The organism is Microbispora sitophila, assembly GCF_014892245.1.
Classification (GTDB): domain Bacteria; phylum Actinomycetota; class Actinomycetes; order Streptosporangiales; family Streptosporangiaceae; genus Microbispora; species Microbispora siamensis.
Genome location: NZ_JADBGC010000013.1, coordinates 234,258 through 249,674, shown reverse-complemented (window position 1 = coordinate 249,674; position 15,417 = coordinate 234,258). Strand labels below are relative to the sequence as shown.

The window sequence follows — 15,417 nt, the reverse complement described above, 5'->3', positions numbered from 1 at the left end:
TCACACGGGCTCACAGCGCGGGGTAGGCGTTGTTCACCAGCATCACGAACTGCGCGTGGTGCCAGTCGCCCGCCAGCGGCGCGTCGGGGAGGGCGCCGGTCGGCCGGAACCCGTTCGACCAGGGCGTGAGGGAGCCATTGGGGTCGCACATGCGGTCGAGCAGCCGGTCGGAGCCCTCGGGCAGGATCGGTCCGCCCGCGCCGTCCGACTCGCCGGGCCGCTTGATCCACAGGTAGGCGTCGACGCCGGGGACGGGAGCGGCGACCGGCCGCGCCCCCAGCCCCGCGCCCTTCTGGTTGCACATCGCGGACCGCGACGGACGCCTGTCGACACGGCTCTGGTCCACGTAGGTGTTGACGTCGAGCGAGGTGCTCACCGCGGTGGGCCGAGCCGGCCCGCCCCAGCCGTCGCGGGAGGTGTCGACGACCACGCCGAGCAGGCTGGAGAAGCCCTTGGCGATCAGGGCGCTCCGCATCGCGACGGCGTAGTCCCGTTCGTTCAGGTAGGGGTTCCAGTCGACGAACCTGCTCTGCTTGATCGGCTGGCCGGCCACGGTCTGCTCCGGGTCGGTCAGGAAGGGTTCCTCGAGGGGGACGTAGTCCGCGACGTTCGTGGCGATGCCGTCGAGGCTGTTCAGGCCCGCCGTCGTGCCGCGCACGGTCTCGGTGATGGAGGTCGCGAGCGCGGTGAGGTTCGTCTCCCAGCCGGCCCATCCCGCGCTGCCCGCGTCGAGGTACGTGTAGACGTTGGGCAGGGGGGAGAGCTTGTCGAGGGCGTAGCGGATGCCCATCACGTACACGCCCGACTGCGCCGCCTGGTTACACGGGTAGGTGTCCACGCCTCCCACGATGAGGTCGGTCAGGGCCCGCGGCTCGACGACGGCCGCGACGCGCAGGTTCCGATACTCGGGCCTGGCCAGGAGGGCGGCGACGGGGTCCACGAATTCGGCCTTGTAGCGGTTGAGGCCGTTCTCCTGCTCGTGCAGCTCGGCGGTGGAGACCAGCGACCGGCAGTCGCGGTCGGGCAGGTCGTGGAGGACGAGCGTGATGTATCCGGCCCCCTGCTCCACCGCGGAGTCGAGGTGGTCCTTCAGCGTACGGGCGGCCCCGGCGCCGCCGCTGACGTCCGCGATCCGGTCCAGCCAGACCGCGGTGGGCGTCTTCTTCAGGCCGCGCATCTTCTGCGCGGTCGCGTCGTCCACCTTCGCCGCCGAGGACTCCACGTCGGCGGCCCAATCGGGGTCGACGTACCCCTTGGCGCCGATGAACGGGTTGTCCACCGGCACGTCCCCGCTCGGACTCGGGCTCGGGGACGGACCGGCGGTGTCGTTGTCCTGCTCGGTGGCGGTCCACAGCACGGCGCTGGGCGCGGTGGCCTGGCTGCTGCGCGTGTCGAAGGTGGCGCTGCCGTTCACCGCGTCGTCGTCCTCGGCGGCGGCCACGGTGAGGGACTGCGGGACGTTCCAGTTGTCCGGGGTGAAGGACGGGCTGGTGACGACCGTCAGATCCTTGTCGCCGGACACGTTGGCGGTGCCGACGCGCACCGTGCCCTCGGGCCTGCGGTTGAGCCACACCTGGACGCTCGCCGTGCCACCCTCGGGCACGGTGACCGTCCTGGGCTCGATGACGATCCGCAGCGGGCCGGGCGAGGGGCTCGCGCTGGGACTGGCGGACGGGCTCGGCGACGTGCCCGGCACGGTGACCTGACAGGGCACCCCGTTGAAGGCGAAGTCCGTGGGCGGCGGGTTGCTCCCGGTCCAGGTGCCGTTGAACCCGAGCTGCAAGGACCCGCCGGACGCCACCGTGCCGTTCCAGGGCTCGTTCTCGGCCATGACGTGGTCGGCGAGCTGGGTCCACCGGGCCGACCAGCCCTGCGTGAGCTTCTGCGAGCCGGGGAACGTGAAGGTCAGTTTCCAGCCGGACAGCGTTTCGCCGGTGTTCCTGACGGTGATCCCGGCCGTGAAGCCGCCGGAACCCGTTCCCCACTGGGTGCTCGCGTAGGTCACCTGGCAGGTGACCGCGGCGTCCGCGGACGTCGTGCCCAGGACCGGTCCCGCCGCGGCCGCCGCCGCGGCGGGCACGACCGCCGCGGCGGCCGTCAGAATCCTGCGGACGAACCGGTGGTGGCCGAAGGGCATGGGCGATCGTCTCCCGGGTGAGGTGACCGGTGGCGTCCGGCGCCCGTTCCGGTTCGCGCAGGGCGCCGACGCTCCCCAGATTCGGCAATCGCCCGGCTCATGTACACGATTCGCCGAAGCGGAAATATCCCTTTCCCGAGCAAATTGGTCGAAGTCGTGCGGCACCTCGGGAAACGCCGTACGGGATCCGCCGGCCGGCGCCGAATTCGGTGAAATATTCAGCGGCGGTGCAGGTGGAAGTAGTCGAACTCGGCCGTGGCTCCCGCGCCGCCCAGCGAGATGAGACCGACGCGCAGATCGGCGTCGGCGGGCAGGGTCCACACGCCGCCGTAGGTCCAGGTGCGGCCGTCACGGCTGGTGGCGGCCCGCAGCTCGTGCTCTCCGTTGTGCCGGTCGACCCGGTGGACGAGGCGCAGCCACGTCGTGTCGGCGGGCGGCCCGACGATCGTGCCCCCGTACGCGATCCGCCCGGCGTACGGCATCTCCTTGCCGAACTCGGTCTGCCGGGTGTTCCAGATCGCGACGTGGACGAGCTTGGTGTAGAGGTCGTCTCCGGCGTAGGCGATCAGGCCCGCCTGCTGGTAGTTGCGCACGGTGTCGGTCCCGAGGTCGATGGTGAGCTTGGTCTCGGCCGTCCAGTCGCCCTCGGGGGCCTCGCGCAGCAGCACCGATGCGGTGTTGTTCTCCCTGTTGAGCTCGGCGTCCTGGGTGGGCCAGCGCAGAGCCCCGCCCGACAGCTCGCCCTGCGGCGCGCGGACCCAGGTCCAGCCCGGGCGCAGTCGCCCGTCGAACTCGTCGCTGCGGCTCGGGTCGAGCGGGCCGAGCCGGGGAAGGGGCGCCGCCTTCACGGGAACCTTCCGGCCCGGCGCCCGCTGCGGGTCCTCCGACGCCCAGGCCCCGCCGCGTACGGTCGGCCAGCCGTCGACCCAGTCGAGCCGGTCGATGAGCATGGGCCGCTCGTTGATGCCGTACGGCTCGTCGAGGTAGGGATCGTCTCGGTCGATGGCGTGGTAGACCAGCCAGTCCTGGCCGGCCGGGTCGGTCACGACCGCGTTGTGCCCGGTGCCGACCCAGCGGTTGCCGTTCGGCGCGATCACGATCGTGCCGCCGGCCCGCGAGGTGTTCAGCGGCACGCCCTCCCGGTCGACGTACGGACCGGTGATCGAGCGGGACCGCCCGGCGTAGACGCTGTATCCGGTGGTCGGGCCCGCGCAGCAGTCGGCCGAGGAGGCGAACAGGTACCAATAGCCGCCCCGGCGCACCAGGTAGCCGCCCTCGAAACGGTTGTCGATCGCGATCATCGTCGGCTCGCCTACGGCGCGGGTGCCCGTGGCGTCCAGCCGGGTGATGAGGATTCCGCCGTAGTAGGAGCCGTAGACCAGGTATTCGGCGCCGTCGGTGTCGACCGCGTGCGCGGGGTCGAAGGTCCACTTGAAGTCGCCCGTGCCGCCGGGGCCGTGGCGCGGGCCGACGACCGGCGCCCCGGAGTCCGTCCACGGCCCCGCGGGGGTGGGCGCCGTGGCGACGCCGATCGCGTTGTCGTTCGGCTCCGGTGTGACCGTGGTCTGGGTGACGACGTAGTACAGGCGATACTCGCCGTTCACGCGGCGGACGTCCGGCGCCCACAGGCTCGCGCCCCCCGCCGTGTCGGCCCACTTCGGCAGCGTCGCGGGGGAGAAGGCGTCGCCCACGTACGTCCAGTCGCTGAGGTTCCGCGACCGGGAGATCGGCAGGTAGTGGGGGGTCCGCTCGCCCTCCCGCAGGGGGTCGCTGGTCCCGTACGCGTACCACCAGCCGTCCTCGCCCTTGATGATCGAGGGGTCGGCGAAGGTGTCGGCGAAGGGACGGCTGACCGGGTTGACGTAGGAACCGGGACCCGCCGGTCCCGGCGGCGCGGCGGCGGCCGGAGCGGCCGTGAGGAGGCAGACGAGTCCGGCGCACGCCGCGACCATGCGTTGAACGATCCTGCGTTGGACGACCCTGGCACCCATACGTGTCTCCCGCGTGCGGACGATCCTTGTGCCAGCCTTTGTACAACGTTGTATTCAACGTTGTACATAGCAGACGGTCCGCAGTCAGAGCCGCTGGCCGGGCCGGTCCACGATGCCGGAGGCCAGCAGGGCGGTCGTCCACACCGAGCCCGCCCGGAAGGCCGGCTCCGGATCGCCGTCCACGTGCTCGTCACGCAGCCACACCCTGCGGCTGCCGAGGTAGCGGTAGGTGCGGGGATCGAGGATGTGGTAGCTCAGGGTGCCGGGATCGCCACCCCAGTCGAAGCGAATCCCCAGGCCGCGCCGTCCGGCCGCGTCGGCGACGTCCTTCTCGACCACCATCCGGGGGATCTTCATCAGCGCCCGGAACATGGCCCCCTCCAGCTTCGGCGGCATGACCACGTGCCGTTCGAGGTAGAGGAAGATCACGCGGAAGGCCCGCGCGTTCGGGGGCTCGACGTTCTTCTTCACACCCTCCTCGACCGGCAGGTCGATCCAGTGCCGGTCGCCGCTGACGTGGGCCAGCAGGTTCTCCGGGTCCGTGGGGAGCCGGCGCAGCTTCGCGTCGTACTGCTGGGGGGACAGGTCGTCGTCGCCGGGGTCCGGTGGCACGTCGCTGACGTGCATCCGGCCGTCCTCGCCGTAGCCGGCGGCCTGCTTCCCGTCGTAGCGGATCCAGCCTTCCCGCGTCGTGCCGGGGGAGCCGGGATCCTCGTTGGCCTGCTTGTCCAGCGTCCTGGTGTAGTGCCACTGGTCCGGCCGGGGCACGGCCGGTCGCGGCCGCGATTCGGCTCTTCGTCCGCGCCCGGTGTAATCGCGAGCGCACGGTCCCGATCGGTATGTCCAGCGCCCTGGAGATCTCCTCGTAGGTGAGGTCGGCCCAAGCGACGAGCAGCAGCACGTCCCGGTCACCCGCCGACAGCCCGGCCAGCGCCTCGGCCAGGCCGCGCTGCGTGCCCTGCGCGGACACCCGCTGGTCGACGCGGTCGGCGTACGGCTCGGCGACCTCGTCCACCCCGGTCCTCGCCAGCGCCCGGTACAACCGGATCTCCGTGCGGCGGTGCCGTCCGATGAGGTTCGCGGCGATGCCGTACAGCCACGGGCGCGCGTCCGGCTGAGTCAGGTCGTAGCGGTCGCGCTTGCGGAAGGCGGTCAGGAACGTGTCGGAGACGACGTCGTCGGCGAGGGACGCGCCCAGACGGCGGGCGACGTACCGGTGCAGGGCGGAGGCGTGCCGGTCGAACAGGTCCGCGAAGGCCTCGGGGTCGCGCCGGGACCGCCTGATCAGCTCGGCGTCGTGGACGTGGTTGGGTGGTGCTTCGGGGATCACGTGGGGGCTCCATCCATCCGGCTACCCGCTTTCACCCGATGAGGGGGAATGAGTTCGCGGCCGGTTGGAGCCTTCCCGCGCGGTGGCCCGTTACGAGGCGTCGCCGAACCAGAGGCAGCCGCCGATCTGGGCCGCCATCTCCAGCTGGTCGTAGAAGAGCCGATGGCTGAGGATCAGCCCGTCCTCCACGGTGGAGAAGCTGCACGAGCGCACGAGGATGGAGCGCCCGGTGCCCTCCAGCACGTCCCCGCCGGGGACGAGCAGCGGCCCCTTGTGCGTGCCGCTGATCGTGAACTCCGCCGCAATCGTGTCCCCGAACATGGTCACCGACTGCGGTGTGATCACCATGTTGGGGAACGCCTCCATCCACTCGCCGTAGTAGGAGGCGATCTCCTCCCTGTTCTCGGCGACGCCGTCGGGGGCCACCAGAACGGCCCGCTCGTCGAAGCACTGTGCCAAGGCGTCGAGGTCATGACGGTTGATGGCCTGTCTCAGCCTGTCGACGGCACGGAGCACTTCGGACATCGGACGTTCCCTTCCCCCGACGAGAGCGGCCGTATGGCGCGTGCGCCGTGACCGGCAGGGCGGCGTCCGGACATCGGCGGCATTTTCACGATAACCCAGCTCACAGGCTGGGCCGTGTGAGTGCGAGGGGGCTCAGGACTCGTCGGCGGGGAGGGCGAACATCCGGATGTAGAGGGGTCGCGCGCCGGGCGGGGCGTCCTGCGCCCGGTGGCTGTACTTGAGCAGCAGCGCGACGTAGGCGTCGAAGAACTCGGCGAACTCCTCCTTCGTCATCCGGCCGAGACCGCGGGAGCCCTTGGCCCAGTCGGGATCGCGCCGGTAGGCCTCGGGGAAGCGCTCCAGGAGCGCCCGATCCTCCTCGAAGCCGACGCGGTGGAACTCCTCCAGCACCGGACGGTGCTCGGGGGCGAGCTGCGCGGGGGCCGGCGCGCGCATGTCGCGTGGGGTCTCGGCCCTGCGCCACCAGCGTTCCCTGCCGCCCGAGCGCTCGGGGATCTCCTCGATGAAGCCGTACTTCTCGAGCTGGCGCAGGTGGTAGCTGGTTGTGCCGGTCTTCGCGCCGAGCAGCTCGCCGATCGTCGTGGAGGTCGCGGGCCCGTGGATGTCGAGGTGGCGCAGGATGAGCCGCCGCATGGGGTGGGCCAGCGCCTTGAGACGGGCCGGATCGTCGAGCAGGAACGGCTCCTCGTCCTTCATGAGGATCACCCTAGTCCTCCAGAACGATATCTGCAGAGATCGCTTTGCCGATAGTTCTCTGCAGATTAGTGTCGGCACATGCGTCGAATCGCCCTGGCCCTCGGCCTCGCTCTCGCCCTGACGGCGGCCCCCGCTGCGGCCGCCGCCGCGCCGCCACCCCCCGCCGCCGGAGAGGCGGTCGCCGTTCCCGCCGACCTGACCGGAAGGGAGGTGAGCTTCCCCGGCAGCGGCGGCCTCACCCTGCACGGCACGGTGTTGTCACCCGCGAAGGTGCCGTCCGGACGGCCCGGCATGGTGCTCGTCCACGGAGCGGGCACCGGCACGCCGCGCACCAAGCTCATGGGCGAGGCCGTGGAGTTCGCCCGCAGGGGCGTGTCCGTGCTCGTCTACGACAAGAGATCGGAGGGTTACTCGACCTTCCACCGGTCCTACTCGGCGCTCGCGGACGACGCGCTGGGCGCGGTGGCCGCGCTGCGGTCGCAGCCGGGTGTGGACCCGGCGAAGGTGGGTGTCTGGGGGCTGAGTGAGGGCGGCTGGGTCGCGCCCCTCGCGGCCTCCCGCTCGCGGGACGTCGCGTTCGTCGTGGTCGTCGGTGCCAACGCGCTCGCGCCGCTGCGGCAGCAGACCTGGGCCGTCGCCGCGGGCCTGCGCAAGGTGGGGGTGGCGGGATCGCTGGTCGAACGGGCCGAGCCGAACCTCTACCGGGTGATCGCGGACGGCGGCATGTTCCCCGAGCCCTGGTATGACCCCGAGCCGACCCTCGCCGCGGTGCGGCAGCCGGTGCTCGCCATCTGGGGTGTCCACGACCTGCTGACGCCGCCGGAGGAGACACCGCCGATCTTCGCGCGGGCGCTGGAGAAGGGCGGCAACCGGCACTACACGTTCCGGTTCTTCCCCGGGGCCGACCACGCCGCCCACCTCACGCCCGACGGCGGCGTCACCCGGCTTCCCGCCCTCGCTCCCGGGTACGCCGACCTCGTCGGCTCCTGGGTTCGCGAGGTGGGCGCGGGGCGGCCGCCGCTGGCGAGCACCTCGGGCCCCGCGCCCGAGCAGGCGACGCCCACCGTGCCGGTGGACCGTCCGGCGCCGTGGGAGTCGGCCCCGGTGCAGTCGGCCGTGATGCTGCTGCTGATCGTGGCGTTCGCCGCCTACCCGGTGACCGCCCTCGTCCGCCGGCTGCGGAAACGATCCCGTACGGTCCTGCCCGCGGCGCCGCGCGTGCTCAGCGCCGCCGGGCTGGTGGCGGTGCTCGGGTCGTTCGCCTTCCTGTTCTACCTGCTCATGACGGGAGGCAAGCTGGCCGCGCCGGGGCCGGTGCTGCTCGGCCGTCCGGTCGTCTGGCTGGCCCTGCAGATCCTGGCGCTGACGACGATGGCCGCCTTCGTACGAACCGTCCGGGCGTGGCGGCGGGCCGGGACGAGGACCGAACGGGCGCGTCTCGGGCTCCTGCTCGCCGGCGGCGCCGTGTTCCTCCCATGGTCTCTCTACTGGGGCCTGCTGCTCCCGTGAGCGGGGGTCCGGCCGAGGCGGGCGAGGATCTGGTCGAAGCGGGAGGCCTCCGGGGCGGCGGGCACGCTCGGCGCGAACGCGGCGCCCGGGCTCTCGCGGTAGTCGCCATCCGGCACCGCCAGGGCGATCGGCCAGGCGGCCTCGGCCAGGTCGGAGTCGGGATCGTAGGCGATCCCCAGCGCGCGGGCGACGTCCCACCCGTGGACCAGGTAGTCGATGAAGTGGAAGCCGATGGCGTGCACGGCCGGGAACGGCGCGTCCACCCCCAGCGGGGGGAGGACGAACCCGCGGTCGAGCACCCCCTCGGCCGCGAACGCGGCGGTGACGCGCTCGGCCGCGGCGGCATAGGCCCAGACGGGGTCGGGGGCGGGCCGCTCCCGCCACGCGTCGGGGTCGGCCCCGCGGCCCTCCGCCGCGGCGGCGAAGCCGAGGTGCTGGGCGGTCATGTGCGCGAGCAGGTCGGCCAGGGTCCAGCCCGCGCAGGGTGTCGGGCGCTCCAGGTCGCCGGGGCGCACCTCGGCCACCACTTCGACGCTCGCCTGCACGGCCCGCCGGTCCAGTTCCCTGATGTCCATCTCTCCTCCAATATCGTAAGCGCCTGCAGACGATATGTGTATGCTTATTTCTATGTCAATGCCTAAGCTGTGGGCATGCCCGACCGCCCCGATCTCGCCGCGATGGCGGCCCCCCTGACCAGGGCGCTGATGGCCGCCGAGACGCCGATCCTGCGGGAGCACGACCTGTCGATGTGGGCGTACGCCGTGCTGCTCGGCCTTGACGAGCGGCCGGTGCGCACCCAGGCCGCGCTGGCGGAGTCGATCGGCGCGGACAAGACGCGCATCATCCGCGTCCTGGACGACCTCCAGCGCAGAGGGCTGATCGAGCGGAGCCCGGACCCGGCCGACCGCCGCGTCCGGCTCCTGTCCATCACGCCGGAGGGCCGCCGCGTGCGGGACGCGGCTCAGACGGGCATCCGCCGGATGGAGGAGCGGGTGCTCGCCCGGCTGCCGGACGGCGACAGGGAGGCGTTCCTGCGGGCGCTGCGGGTCCTGTCGGCCCTGCCCGCGCAGGACTTCCGGTGAATCCCGTTGATCCGTGAGCGGATCAACGGCTACTCGTGAAACCGTGACCGAGCGGCGGGCCGAGCCGCAGTTGGAGCGCCGGATAGCGCGGCGCGTCGAATCCGAAGGACTGATACAGCTCGATCCCGTACGACGTCGCGTTGAGGTCGATCGTCCGGACCTCGGTCTCGGTGCGGTACCAGACGAGCAGCGCGTCGAGGCAGGCGCGCGCGAGGCCGAGCCGGCGGCGCCGCCGGTCGGTGCAGATGTTGAAGACGTGGCCCTGCAGGCCGCTCGGGTTCGTCGGCCCCGGCGCGTGGGGGTCGCAGGTGCCCGCCGCGCAGCTCACGACGCCGAGCTCCGGGTCGTCGACCACGAAAGCGGCGAAGTCCCCCGGATCGCGCAGCCGCCGGGTGAACCACGCCTCGGCCGACGCCCGCCACGGCGCGCTCTCGTCCCCGACCTCCGCCCCCATGTCCTCCAGCATCACGGCGCGCAGGCGGACGAGGGCCGCGGCGTCCGCCGCTCCCGCACGCCGGACCACGATCCCCGAGATCGTCATGGTCACCATCAGAACCTCGGCAGGGGACCGTCGCCTTCAGGCGACGGGGGAATGCCGTCCCTGTCTGGTTTTCTCTCTGGGCTCATCGCGGATGCCTTTCACCGATGGATTGGATGGACGACGCTTTCATGATGATCGTGTGACTCGTCAGGTGCGCGTCTCCCTGGGGCGGCGTATGACCTCGGGTGCAACGTGGTGCGGGGAGCGCGGGCGGCCGTTCCGGCCGCAGGCCGGCGGGGCTGGTCTGGTCGAGATACCAGGAGGTCACGTCTATCCATGTCGCGCGGAGGAGACGGCCTGCTGTTGCTGACCGGTGATTCCTCCCTCTCCGGGTTTTGTCGGCGCCTTCCAGTACTGTGGTGATCTGGCTACTGAGCGTAGGGGGTGGGCGTGCGGCGGTCGTTCACGTTCTTGCTGCGTCCCACCCGGCATCAGCAGATCTCGCTCGCCACGTGTCTTGACGATCATCGGCAGCTCTACAACGCGGCGTTGGAGCACCGCCGCACGGCCTATCGTAAGGCTGGCGTCACGGTTCGGTACGGTGACCAGTCCGCAGAGCTGAAGCACATCCGGGCCGATGACGCCGAGGGTCAGGGCCGGTGGTCGTTCTCCTCTCGGCAGGCCACGCTGCGGCGGTTGGACAAGGCGTTCGCGGCGTTCTTCACGCGGGGCGCGGCCGTCGGGATCGACATGGGCGTGGCCTCGCTGGTCACCACTAGTGACGGTGACCCTCTGGACAACCCGCGCCATCTGGCCGCGTTCGCCGGCCGTCTGGCGGCGGTCCAGCGGGATCTCGCTCGCAAGAAACGGGGGTCCAGGCGGCGGCGCACGGCGGCGGCGAGGGTGGCGGCGCTGGACGCGAAGGTGCGAAGGCAGCGCCTGGACTACGCGCACAAGCAGGCGCTCACGCTGGTCCGCGCGTATGACGTGATCGTGCACGAGGACCTGCGGATCGCGAACATGACCCGGTCCGCGTCGGGCACGATCGTCCAGCCTGCGCGGAATGTCGCGGCCAAGTCGGGGCTGAACCGGAGCATCCTGGACGCGGGTTGAGGGGTGTTCCTGCGTGTACTCGCGCACAAGGCTGAAAGCGCCGGTCGCGAGCTGATCGCAGTCAACCCCGCCGGCACCTCCCGCACCTGCTCGCGGTGCGGGCACCGCGCGAAGGACAACCGCCTCACCCAAGCCCGGTTCCGATGCCAGGCGTGCGACCACGAGGCGCACGCCGACGTGAACGCGGCCACCAACATTCTCAGGGCAGGGCTTGCCCTTCGCGACGCTGCGGAAGCGGCCTAGCGAGAAGCCGCTCCCTTCAGGGAGCGGAGGAGTCACTGTGACCGCGCCCGCGGGCAGGCGCGCGATCCCGATCAGGCCGTGGCGGCGGCGTTCTCCCCGGCGGCGTTCTCCGCGGCGCCGTTCTCCGCGGCGGCCACGACGTCCTTCAGCCGGCCCATCGCAAGGTAGGTGCCGAACACGTCCATGTAGTCGCGCGTCTCCACGATCTCGCCGTTCCGTACGCGCAGGGTCAGCAGGCCCGTGGCCCGGAACGGCCGGCCGTCCGGTTCGACCGTGCCGGTGCCCTCCCACTCCCCGGTGACGACCTCGGGATCGGCCGCGTCGTGGACGACGACGTCGTGGATCTCGGCGAGCCGTACGGGGCTCGCGCCCCACGTCGCGCGGTAGAGGGCGCGGATCTCCTCCCGTCCCTCCAGGCGGGCGGGGAACAGCGGCGCCCGGAACGGGAACGTGTGCAGGGCATCGGCGGCGTAGAGGTCGGCGAGGTCGTCGGCCGACCTGTCGACCATCGCCCGGTGATAGCGGGCCAGGACCTCGCGCGGGGTGAGCTGCATGCGTTCGCTCCAATCACTCGAAAAACGCTTTCGCTCAACGATTGTTGACTCAACGACTGTAGAGCGAACGGGGCGATGTGGTCAACGCCGGTAGAGTCGTCACGTGGAGGGGACGCCGACGAGCCGGGCAGAGCGCCGGCGCCGCACCGAGGAGCGCATCCTGTCCGCGGCGCGGGCGATCTTCGCCGAGCGTGGCTTCCAGCGCACGACGATCCGGGCCGTAGCGGCGGCCGCGGAGGTCGATCCGGCCCTGGTCATGCAGTACTTCGGGTCGAAGCAGGAGCTGTTCGAGCAGGCCGTGCGGATCCCGTCGATCCCGCCGCTGGACGGCGAGCTGGAGCCGGTCGAGGAACTGCTGGGCAGGATCGGCATGAAGATGGGGCCGCTGCCCCAGGCGACGCTGGCGATGATGCGCTCCATGCTCACCCACCCCGACGCCGCCGAGGAGGTGCGTGGCAAGCTCGACGGCCAGGTGGCGCAACTGGCGGACGCGATCGGCTCCGGCGACGCCGAACTACGGGCCGCCCTGATGGTCAGCACGATGCTGGGCGTGACGATCGCCCATCAGCTGCTCGGCCTCACGGCCCTGCGCGACGCGTCCCCAGAACGGATCGCCGAGACCCTCCGCCCGTCCCTGCGCGCCCTCGCGGACGGCTGAGCGGGCCCCGTACGGCATGACCGCAGGTAGGGCACTTCTGAGAATCATGTGGCGGCTGTGATTAGAGCGACCGGCCGGGGGCAGTGCCGCTTCCATGGTCAACTCGGCTTCCCCCGCCGCTCGGCGAAACGAGCGGGGGCTCTGTTCGGCCTGCGTGCGTGAGCTGTTCGACCGGGCCGGCCGCAGGTACTTGTATCCGCTCGTCTGCTGCGACGACTGCCGGCCGCCCGCGGCCGAGGTGCCCTCCGTCGTCCTGTGCGAGGACTGCGGACGGGAGAGCCGGGAGCCGGACGTCCGCAGGTCCGGATCCGTCGCGGCGGGCTGCGCGGCCTGCGGCCCCGCCCTCCGCTGGGAGGCGATCACGGGTGCGGACGCGCTGACGGCGGCCGTCGCCGCGATCGGGGCCGGGGGAGTGGCCGGCCTGCGCGACCTGTTCGCCGACCAGGTCGTCTGCGACGCCAGATCCGAGCAGGCGCTGGCCCGTATGGACGGCGCGTCCGGACCGGTACGCGTGCTGGTCAGGAACGTCTCGATGGCCCGGGAGGTGGCGAACCTGTCCGCGCCCGACATGCGCGCGCTGGTCGAGCGTGCCGAGCCAGCCACGCTGGTGCGGCTGCGCGAGCCGGTGCTTCCCCGGGCCGTACGGCGCGCGACGCCCGACGTCGACCTGTTCCTGCCGCGCACCCCGCTGCAGTATCTGCTCACCGCGCGCCTGGACGGCCCGCTGGCCGTATGGGACCGGTCGGGCGAGCGGGCCGACGAGTGGCCGTGCGACGGGACGCTGACGGTGAGCGGGCTGGCGCGCGCGCGTCAGAGCTGGACGACGGGGTTGCCGGCGCGTCTGGCCCTGGGCGGGACATCCTCCCCCTTCATCAGTAAGGAGCCGGCCGCGAGCCCGGCGCCGTCGCCCGTCAGCACCCCCTAGGCGCACCGGGGGATTGTTCGACAAACGCCCTGTTTCAGAGCCGGGGCGGCTTATCCGAAAAGTTACTGCCATGCGGGTAAATGCCGCTTTCGATCGGCGAATGCGTGATCGTCTTCAGAGCGACCGCAATCACCTGGATATGGTTCCGAGCGCCCCGCAGGCGGCCTGGCTCGGCCACCCGGCGACCGTGGCGGCGATCGGCGTGCTGATCGTCAACGACCGGGTGCTGAAACCCCAGTGGCCGGGCGTGCTCACCGGCAAGCTCAGCGACCTCGCCGGCATGCTCGTCGCACCCCCGCTGCCGGCCCTGCTCGCGGCGTACGCGGCCGGGATCGCGCGCCGCGACGTCGCACGGGCCCGCGTGTTGGCGGTGCTGCCCGCTGCGGTCTTCGCCGTGACCGCGACCAGCGCGGTGCCCGCCTCGACGTCCGCCCAGGCGGTCGAGGTGCGCGACGGGGAGATCGTGGTCATGGTGCGGGACCGGTCCGCGATCGCCAGCGAGGACGGCGGGAGGTCCTGGCACGAGTGGAAGGATTCGCCGTCCCCGTCCTCGTCTCCGGCGACCCGGGCCTGCGTCCCCGCCGAGCCGAGGCGCTGTTATCGGGTCATACCGGGCCGGCTCGGGGTCGAGCAGACCACGGACGGGGGAGCGACCTGGACGGTCGCCTGGGAGATCTCCAGGGGCGGGCAGGGCTGGCTCGACCGGGTCTACGAGAATCCCGATCCTCTGGGCGAGCGAAGCGGCCCGGCCGCCTCCCTGGCCGTCGCCGTCCAGGCGGTGCCCGGCGGCCATGTCGTCGCCGTGGCGAACGGAACCGACGGGGTCGCCCTACGCGACGTGTCGGGACGGTGGCGGCGCCCGCCGCGTTCGCCGCCGTCTTCCTGCCGTTCCTGGGCTGGAGTGCGGGCCTGCCCGACGACGACGGCGTCGCGGTGCTGCTCGCGGTCCTGCTCTGCGCGGCGGTCCTGGTCGTCGCCGTACGCGTGGCCGTACGGGCGCGGACGCGCACCCGGAGGGAGCGGGCCTGCCCGTTCCCCCCGGGTGAAGCGATTCGCGTGATCCGATCAGGCGTTGGCGCAGATGGCGTAGACGCTGATACCGACGGTGTTGTAGTAGTTCTGCCGGCCGAGTGCGATCCATCCGGTGCCGTCCGGGGTGGGGAAGCTGCCCACGAGGACCGCGTCGTTGCCCTGCGCCTCGCCGCCGCCGCCCACCGCGCGCTTGCCCGCGGGGCAGTACACGGTGCGCCGGGTGAAGTTCGGCACGTTCGCGTTCGACAGCGTCACGACCTGGTAGCCGTCGACGACGGCGCGGGACGTGGTCTGCGGGCCCGCGTCGGCCAGCGCGGTCGCGCCCGCGCCGGTGATCGTGAGCCCGGTGATGACCAGCGCGCCCGTCGTGATTGCGTGAACAAATCGCACGTAAAAGCTCCGTTGTGTCGGAAATGACCGGATTTCGAACCGAAGAATCGGGTGTGAATGGCGCGAACGCCGTCCCCGTCGGTTCCGTGGCCACACCTACCCTTGATCGTCTTCCATCACACTCCGCAATGTTGTATTTACTCCTCGTATTGAATGTGTCGACGTCGGTATGACACAAGGTCACGACCGTCCATGCGGGGCTCGGCGCGGCGCCGGGGGCGGCCGTTCGCCCGTGGGTACGTTCCTGCTCGGGAGGATCGCCATGAGAAAGATCGTCGCTGTCGCCGTGCTCGCTGCGATGACCATGCTCGGCACGGTCTCCGCGGTCGCCTCGGTGGCCGCCGGGACCGGCGGCCACCCGAGGACCGGCCCGTGGGCCGGGAGTCCGCCGCAGGCGCCCGTGCCGCCCAAGGGGGGCGTGAAGCGGCAGGAGGTGAGCCAGAAGCAGTACGACATCCTCATCGGCCAATGCCGCTACCCGAAGACGCCGGAGGCGCGGCAACGCTGCCGCACGCAGGTGCGCGAGCAGTACAAGGTGGGCGCGTTCAACCCGAACCTCGACTGCCGCACGTACTCCGGGGTCAGCGTGTGCGGCGTGCTCGAACTCAGCGCCGCGCAGCGCTCCTGCGTCGAGGAGTCGGTGAGCGGCGGGCTGACCCGCCGGCGGGCCGAGGTGGAGTGCTACGCCTTCCGCTGAGGTCGCCCTTTTCGGCGAAATCTCCGGTCCAACCTAAATATTTGGCCAAACCGC

General features: G+C 71.6%; 17 protein-coding genes and 1 pseudogene. 8 read left to right on the top strand and 10 right to left on the bottom strand.

Annotated elements, in window-relative coordinates; all coding sequences use genetic code 11:
* Positions 1-10: 10 nt before the first annotated feature.
* From IL992_RS24785 to IL992_RS24765, 6 genes and pseudogenes are all read right to left on the bottom strand, one after another.
* A complete protein-coding gene (locus tag IL992_RS24785) occupies positions 11-2,137 on the bottom strand; it encodes a glycoside hydrolase family 6 protein (RefSeq protein WP_193205753.1) in 2,127 nt (708 codons plus the stop codon).
* Positions 2,138-2,355: 218 nt separating this feature from the next.
* Positions 2,356-4,128: a family 43 glycosylhydrolase gene (locus IL992_RS24780; RefSeq protein WP_226873690.1), complete on the bottom strand. Its 1,773-nt coding sequence runs from the start codon at positions 4,126-4,128 to the stop codon at positions 2,356-2,358.
* An 84-nt stretch (positions 4,129-4,212) separates the two neighbouring features.
* A complete protein-coding gene (locus tag IL992_RS46495) occupies positions 4,213-4,896 on the bottom strand; it encodes a CU044_5270 family protein (RefSeq protein ID WP_226873689.1) in 684 nt (227 codons plus the stop codon).
* Between the two features lie 85 nt (positions 4,897-4,981).
* Positions 4,982-5,458 (bottom strand): annotated as a pseudogene (locus IL992_RS46490) (RNA polymerase sigma factor); the annotation flags it as partial.
* A gap of 90 nt (positions 5,459-5,548) precedes the next feature.
* The gene (locus tag IL992_RS24770; protein WP_193205752.1) at positions 5,549-5,983 is read right to left on the bottom strand and encodes an ester cyclase; all 435 of its coding nucleotides are present in this window, start codon (positions 5,981-5,983) and stop codon (positions 5,549-5,551) included.
* 132 nt (positions 5,984-6,115) lie between these two features.
* Complete coding sequence (locus IL992_RS24765; protein WP_193205751.1) at positions 6,116-6,679, bottom strand: ArsR/SmtB family transcription factor; 564 nt, start codon at positions 6,677-6,679, stop codon at positions 6,116-6,118.
* A 78-nt stretch (positions 6,680-6,757) separates the two neighbouring features.
* Between IL992_RS24765 and IL992_RS24760 the strand changes: the two genes are divergently transcribed.
* Positions 6,758-8,188 carry an alpha/beta hydrolase family protein gene (locus IL992_RS24760; RefSeq protein ID WP_193205750.1) on the top strand — a complete coding sequence of 477 codons (1,431 nt, stop codon included), beginning with the start codon at positions 6,758-6,760 and terminating at the stop codon, positions 8,186-8,188.
* Here the strand turns inward: IL992_RS24760 and IL992_RS24755 are convergent.
* A complete protein-coding gene (locus IL992_RS24755; protein ID WP_193205749.1) occupies positions 8,164-8,763 on the bottom strand; it encodes a TIGR03086 family metal-binding protein in 600 nt (199 codons plus the stop codon). The genes IL992_RS24760 and IL992_RS24755 overlap by 25 nt on opposite strands.
* A 75-nt stretch (positions 8,764-8,838) precedes the next feature.
* Here IL992_RS24755 and IL992_RS24750 point away from each other — a divergent pair, with 75 nt between their 5' ends.
* Positions 8,839-9,270: a MarR family winged helix-turn-helix transcriptional regulator gene (locus IL992_RS24750; RefSeq protein WP_193205748.1), complete on the top strand. Its 432-nt coding sequence runs from the start codon at positions 8,839-8,841 to the stop codon at positions 9,268-9,270.
* Between the two features lie 22 nt (positions 9,271-9,292).
* Here IL992_RS24750 and IL992_RS24745 read toward each other — a convergent pair whose 3' ends face one another.
* A complete protein-coding gene (locus IL992_RS24745) occupies positions 9,293-9,811 on the bottom strand; it encodes a GNAT family N-acetyltransferase (RefSeq protein ID WP_226873688.1) in 519 nt (172 codons plus the stop codon).
* Positions 9,812-10,201: 390 nt separating this feature from the next.
* Between IL992_RS24745 and IL992_RS48515 the strand changes: the two genes are divergently transcribed.
* Positions 10,202-10,864, top strand: a complete 663-nt coding sequence (locus IL992_RS48515) for an RNA-guided endonuclease InsQ/TnpB family protein (protein WP_319018800.1) — start codon at positions 10,202-10,204, stop codon at positions 10,862-10,864.
* 3 nt (positions 10,865-10,867) lie between these two features.
* Positions 10,868-11,107 carry a transposase gene (locus IL992_RS46485; RefSeq protein WP_319018799.1) on the top strand — a complete coding sequence of 80 codons (240 nt, stop codon included), beginning with the start codon at positions 10,868-10,870 and terminating at the stop codon, positions 11,105-11,107.
* A gap of 71 nt (positions 11,108-11,178) precedes the next feature.
* Here IL992_RS46485 and IL992_RS24735 read toward each other — a convergent pair whose 3' ends face one another.
* Positions 11,179-11,661 (bottom strand): nuclear transport factor 2 family protein, encoded by a 483-nt coding sequence (locus IL992_RS24735; protein WP_193205747.1) that lies wholly within the window; start codon positions 11,659-11,661, stop codon positions 11,179-11,181.
* A 103-nt stretch (positions 11,662-11,764) separates the two neighbouring features.
* On the opposite strand from IL992_RS24735, the gene IL992_RS24730 reads away from it, so the two are divergent.
* The 3 genes from IL992_RS24730 (at position 11,765) to IL992_RS24720 (ending at position 14,304) form a co-directional block, all read left to right on the top strand.
* Positions 11,765-12,319, top strand: coding sequence for a TetR/AcrR family transcriptional regulator (locus IL992_RS24730; RefSeq protein WP_193205746.1), 555 nt, complete (start codon positions 11,765-11,767; stop codon positions 12,317-12,319).
* 94 nt (positions 12,320-12,413) lie between these two features.
* Positions 12,414-13,244: a carbamoyltransferase HypF gene (locus IL992_RS24725; protein WP_226873687.1), complete on the top strand. Its 831-nt coding sequence runs from the start codon at positions 12,414-12,416 to the stop codon at positions 13,242-13,244.
* A 100-nt stretch (positions 13,245-13,344) separates the two neighbouring features.
* Positions 13,345-14,304: a hypothetical protein gene (locus tag IL992_RS24720; RefSeq protein WP_193205744.1), complete on the top strand. Its 960-nt coding sequence runs from the start codon at positions 13,345-13,347 to the stop codon at positions 14,302-14,304.
* Positions 14,305-14,309: 5 nt separating this feature from the next.
* Here the strand turns inward: IL992_RS24720 and IL992_RS24715 are convergent, their stop codons facing one another.
* Entirely contained in the window at positions 14,310-14,666 is a 357-nt protein-coding gene (locus tag IL992_RS24715; RefSeq protein ID WP_319018798.1) for a hypothetical protein, read from the bottom strand.
* Between the two features lie 262 nt (positions 14,667-14,928).
* Here IL992_RS24715 and IL992_RS24710 point away from each other — a divergent pair, with 262 nt between their 5' ends.
* Complete coding sequence (locus IL992_RS24710; RefSeq protein WP_226873686.1) at positions 14,929-15,363, top strand: hypothetical protein; 435 nt, start codon at positions 14,929-14,931, stop codon at positions 15,361-15,363.
* The last annotated feature ends 54 nt before the right edge of the window (positions 15,364-15,417 follow it).

Coding starts and splice junctions, on each gene's coding strand:
- IL992_RS24720 (WP_193205744.1), top strand. CDS start 13,345: ATGCGTGATCGTCTTCAGAGCGACCGCAATCACCTGGATATGGTTCCG.
- IL992_RS24770 (WP_193205752.1), bottom strand. CDS start 5,983: ATGTCCGAAGTGCTCCGTGCCGTCGACAGGCTGAGACAGGCCATCAAC.
- IL992_RS24755 (WP_193205749.1), bottom strand. CDS start 8,763: ATGGACATCAGGGAACTGGACCGGCGGGCCGTGCAGGCGAGCGTCGAA.
- IL992_RS24750 (WP_193205748.1), top strand. CDS start 8,839: ATGCCCGACCGCCCCGATCTCGCCGCGATGGCGGCCCCCCTGACCAGG.
- IL992_RS24710 (WP_226873686.1), top strand. CDS start 14,929: ATGAGAAAGATCGTCGCTGTCGCCGTGCTCGCTGCGATGACCATGCTC.
- IL992_RS24735 (WP_193205747.1), bottom strand. CDS start 11,661: ATGCAGCTCACCCCGCGCGAGGTCCTGGCCCGCTATCACCGGGCGATG.
- IL992_RS24725 (WP_226873687.1), top strand. CDS start 12,414: ATGGTCAACTCGGCTTCCCCCGCCGCTCGGCGAAACGAGCGGGGGCTC.
- IL992_RS24780 (WP_226873690.1), bottom strand. CDS start 4,128: ATGGGTGCCAGGGTCGTCCAACGCAGGATCGTTCAACGCATGGTCGCG.
- IL992_RS24760 (WP_193205750.1), top strand. CDS start 6,758: ATGCGTCGAATCGCCCTGGCCCTCGGCCTCGCTCTCGCCCTGACGGCG.
- IL992_RS24765 (WP_193205751.1), bottom strand. CDS start 6,679: ATGAAGGACGAGGAGCCGTTCCTGCTCGACGATCCGGCCCGTCTCAAG.
- IL992_RS24785 (WP_193205753.1), bottom strand. CDS start 2,137: ATGCCCTTCGGCCACCACCGGTTCGTCCGCAGGATTCTGACGGCCGCC.
- IL992_RS24745 (WP_226873688.1), bottom strand. CDS start 9,811: ATGACGATCTCGGGGATCGTGGTCCGGCGTGCGGGAGCGGCGGACGCC.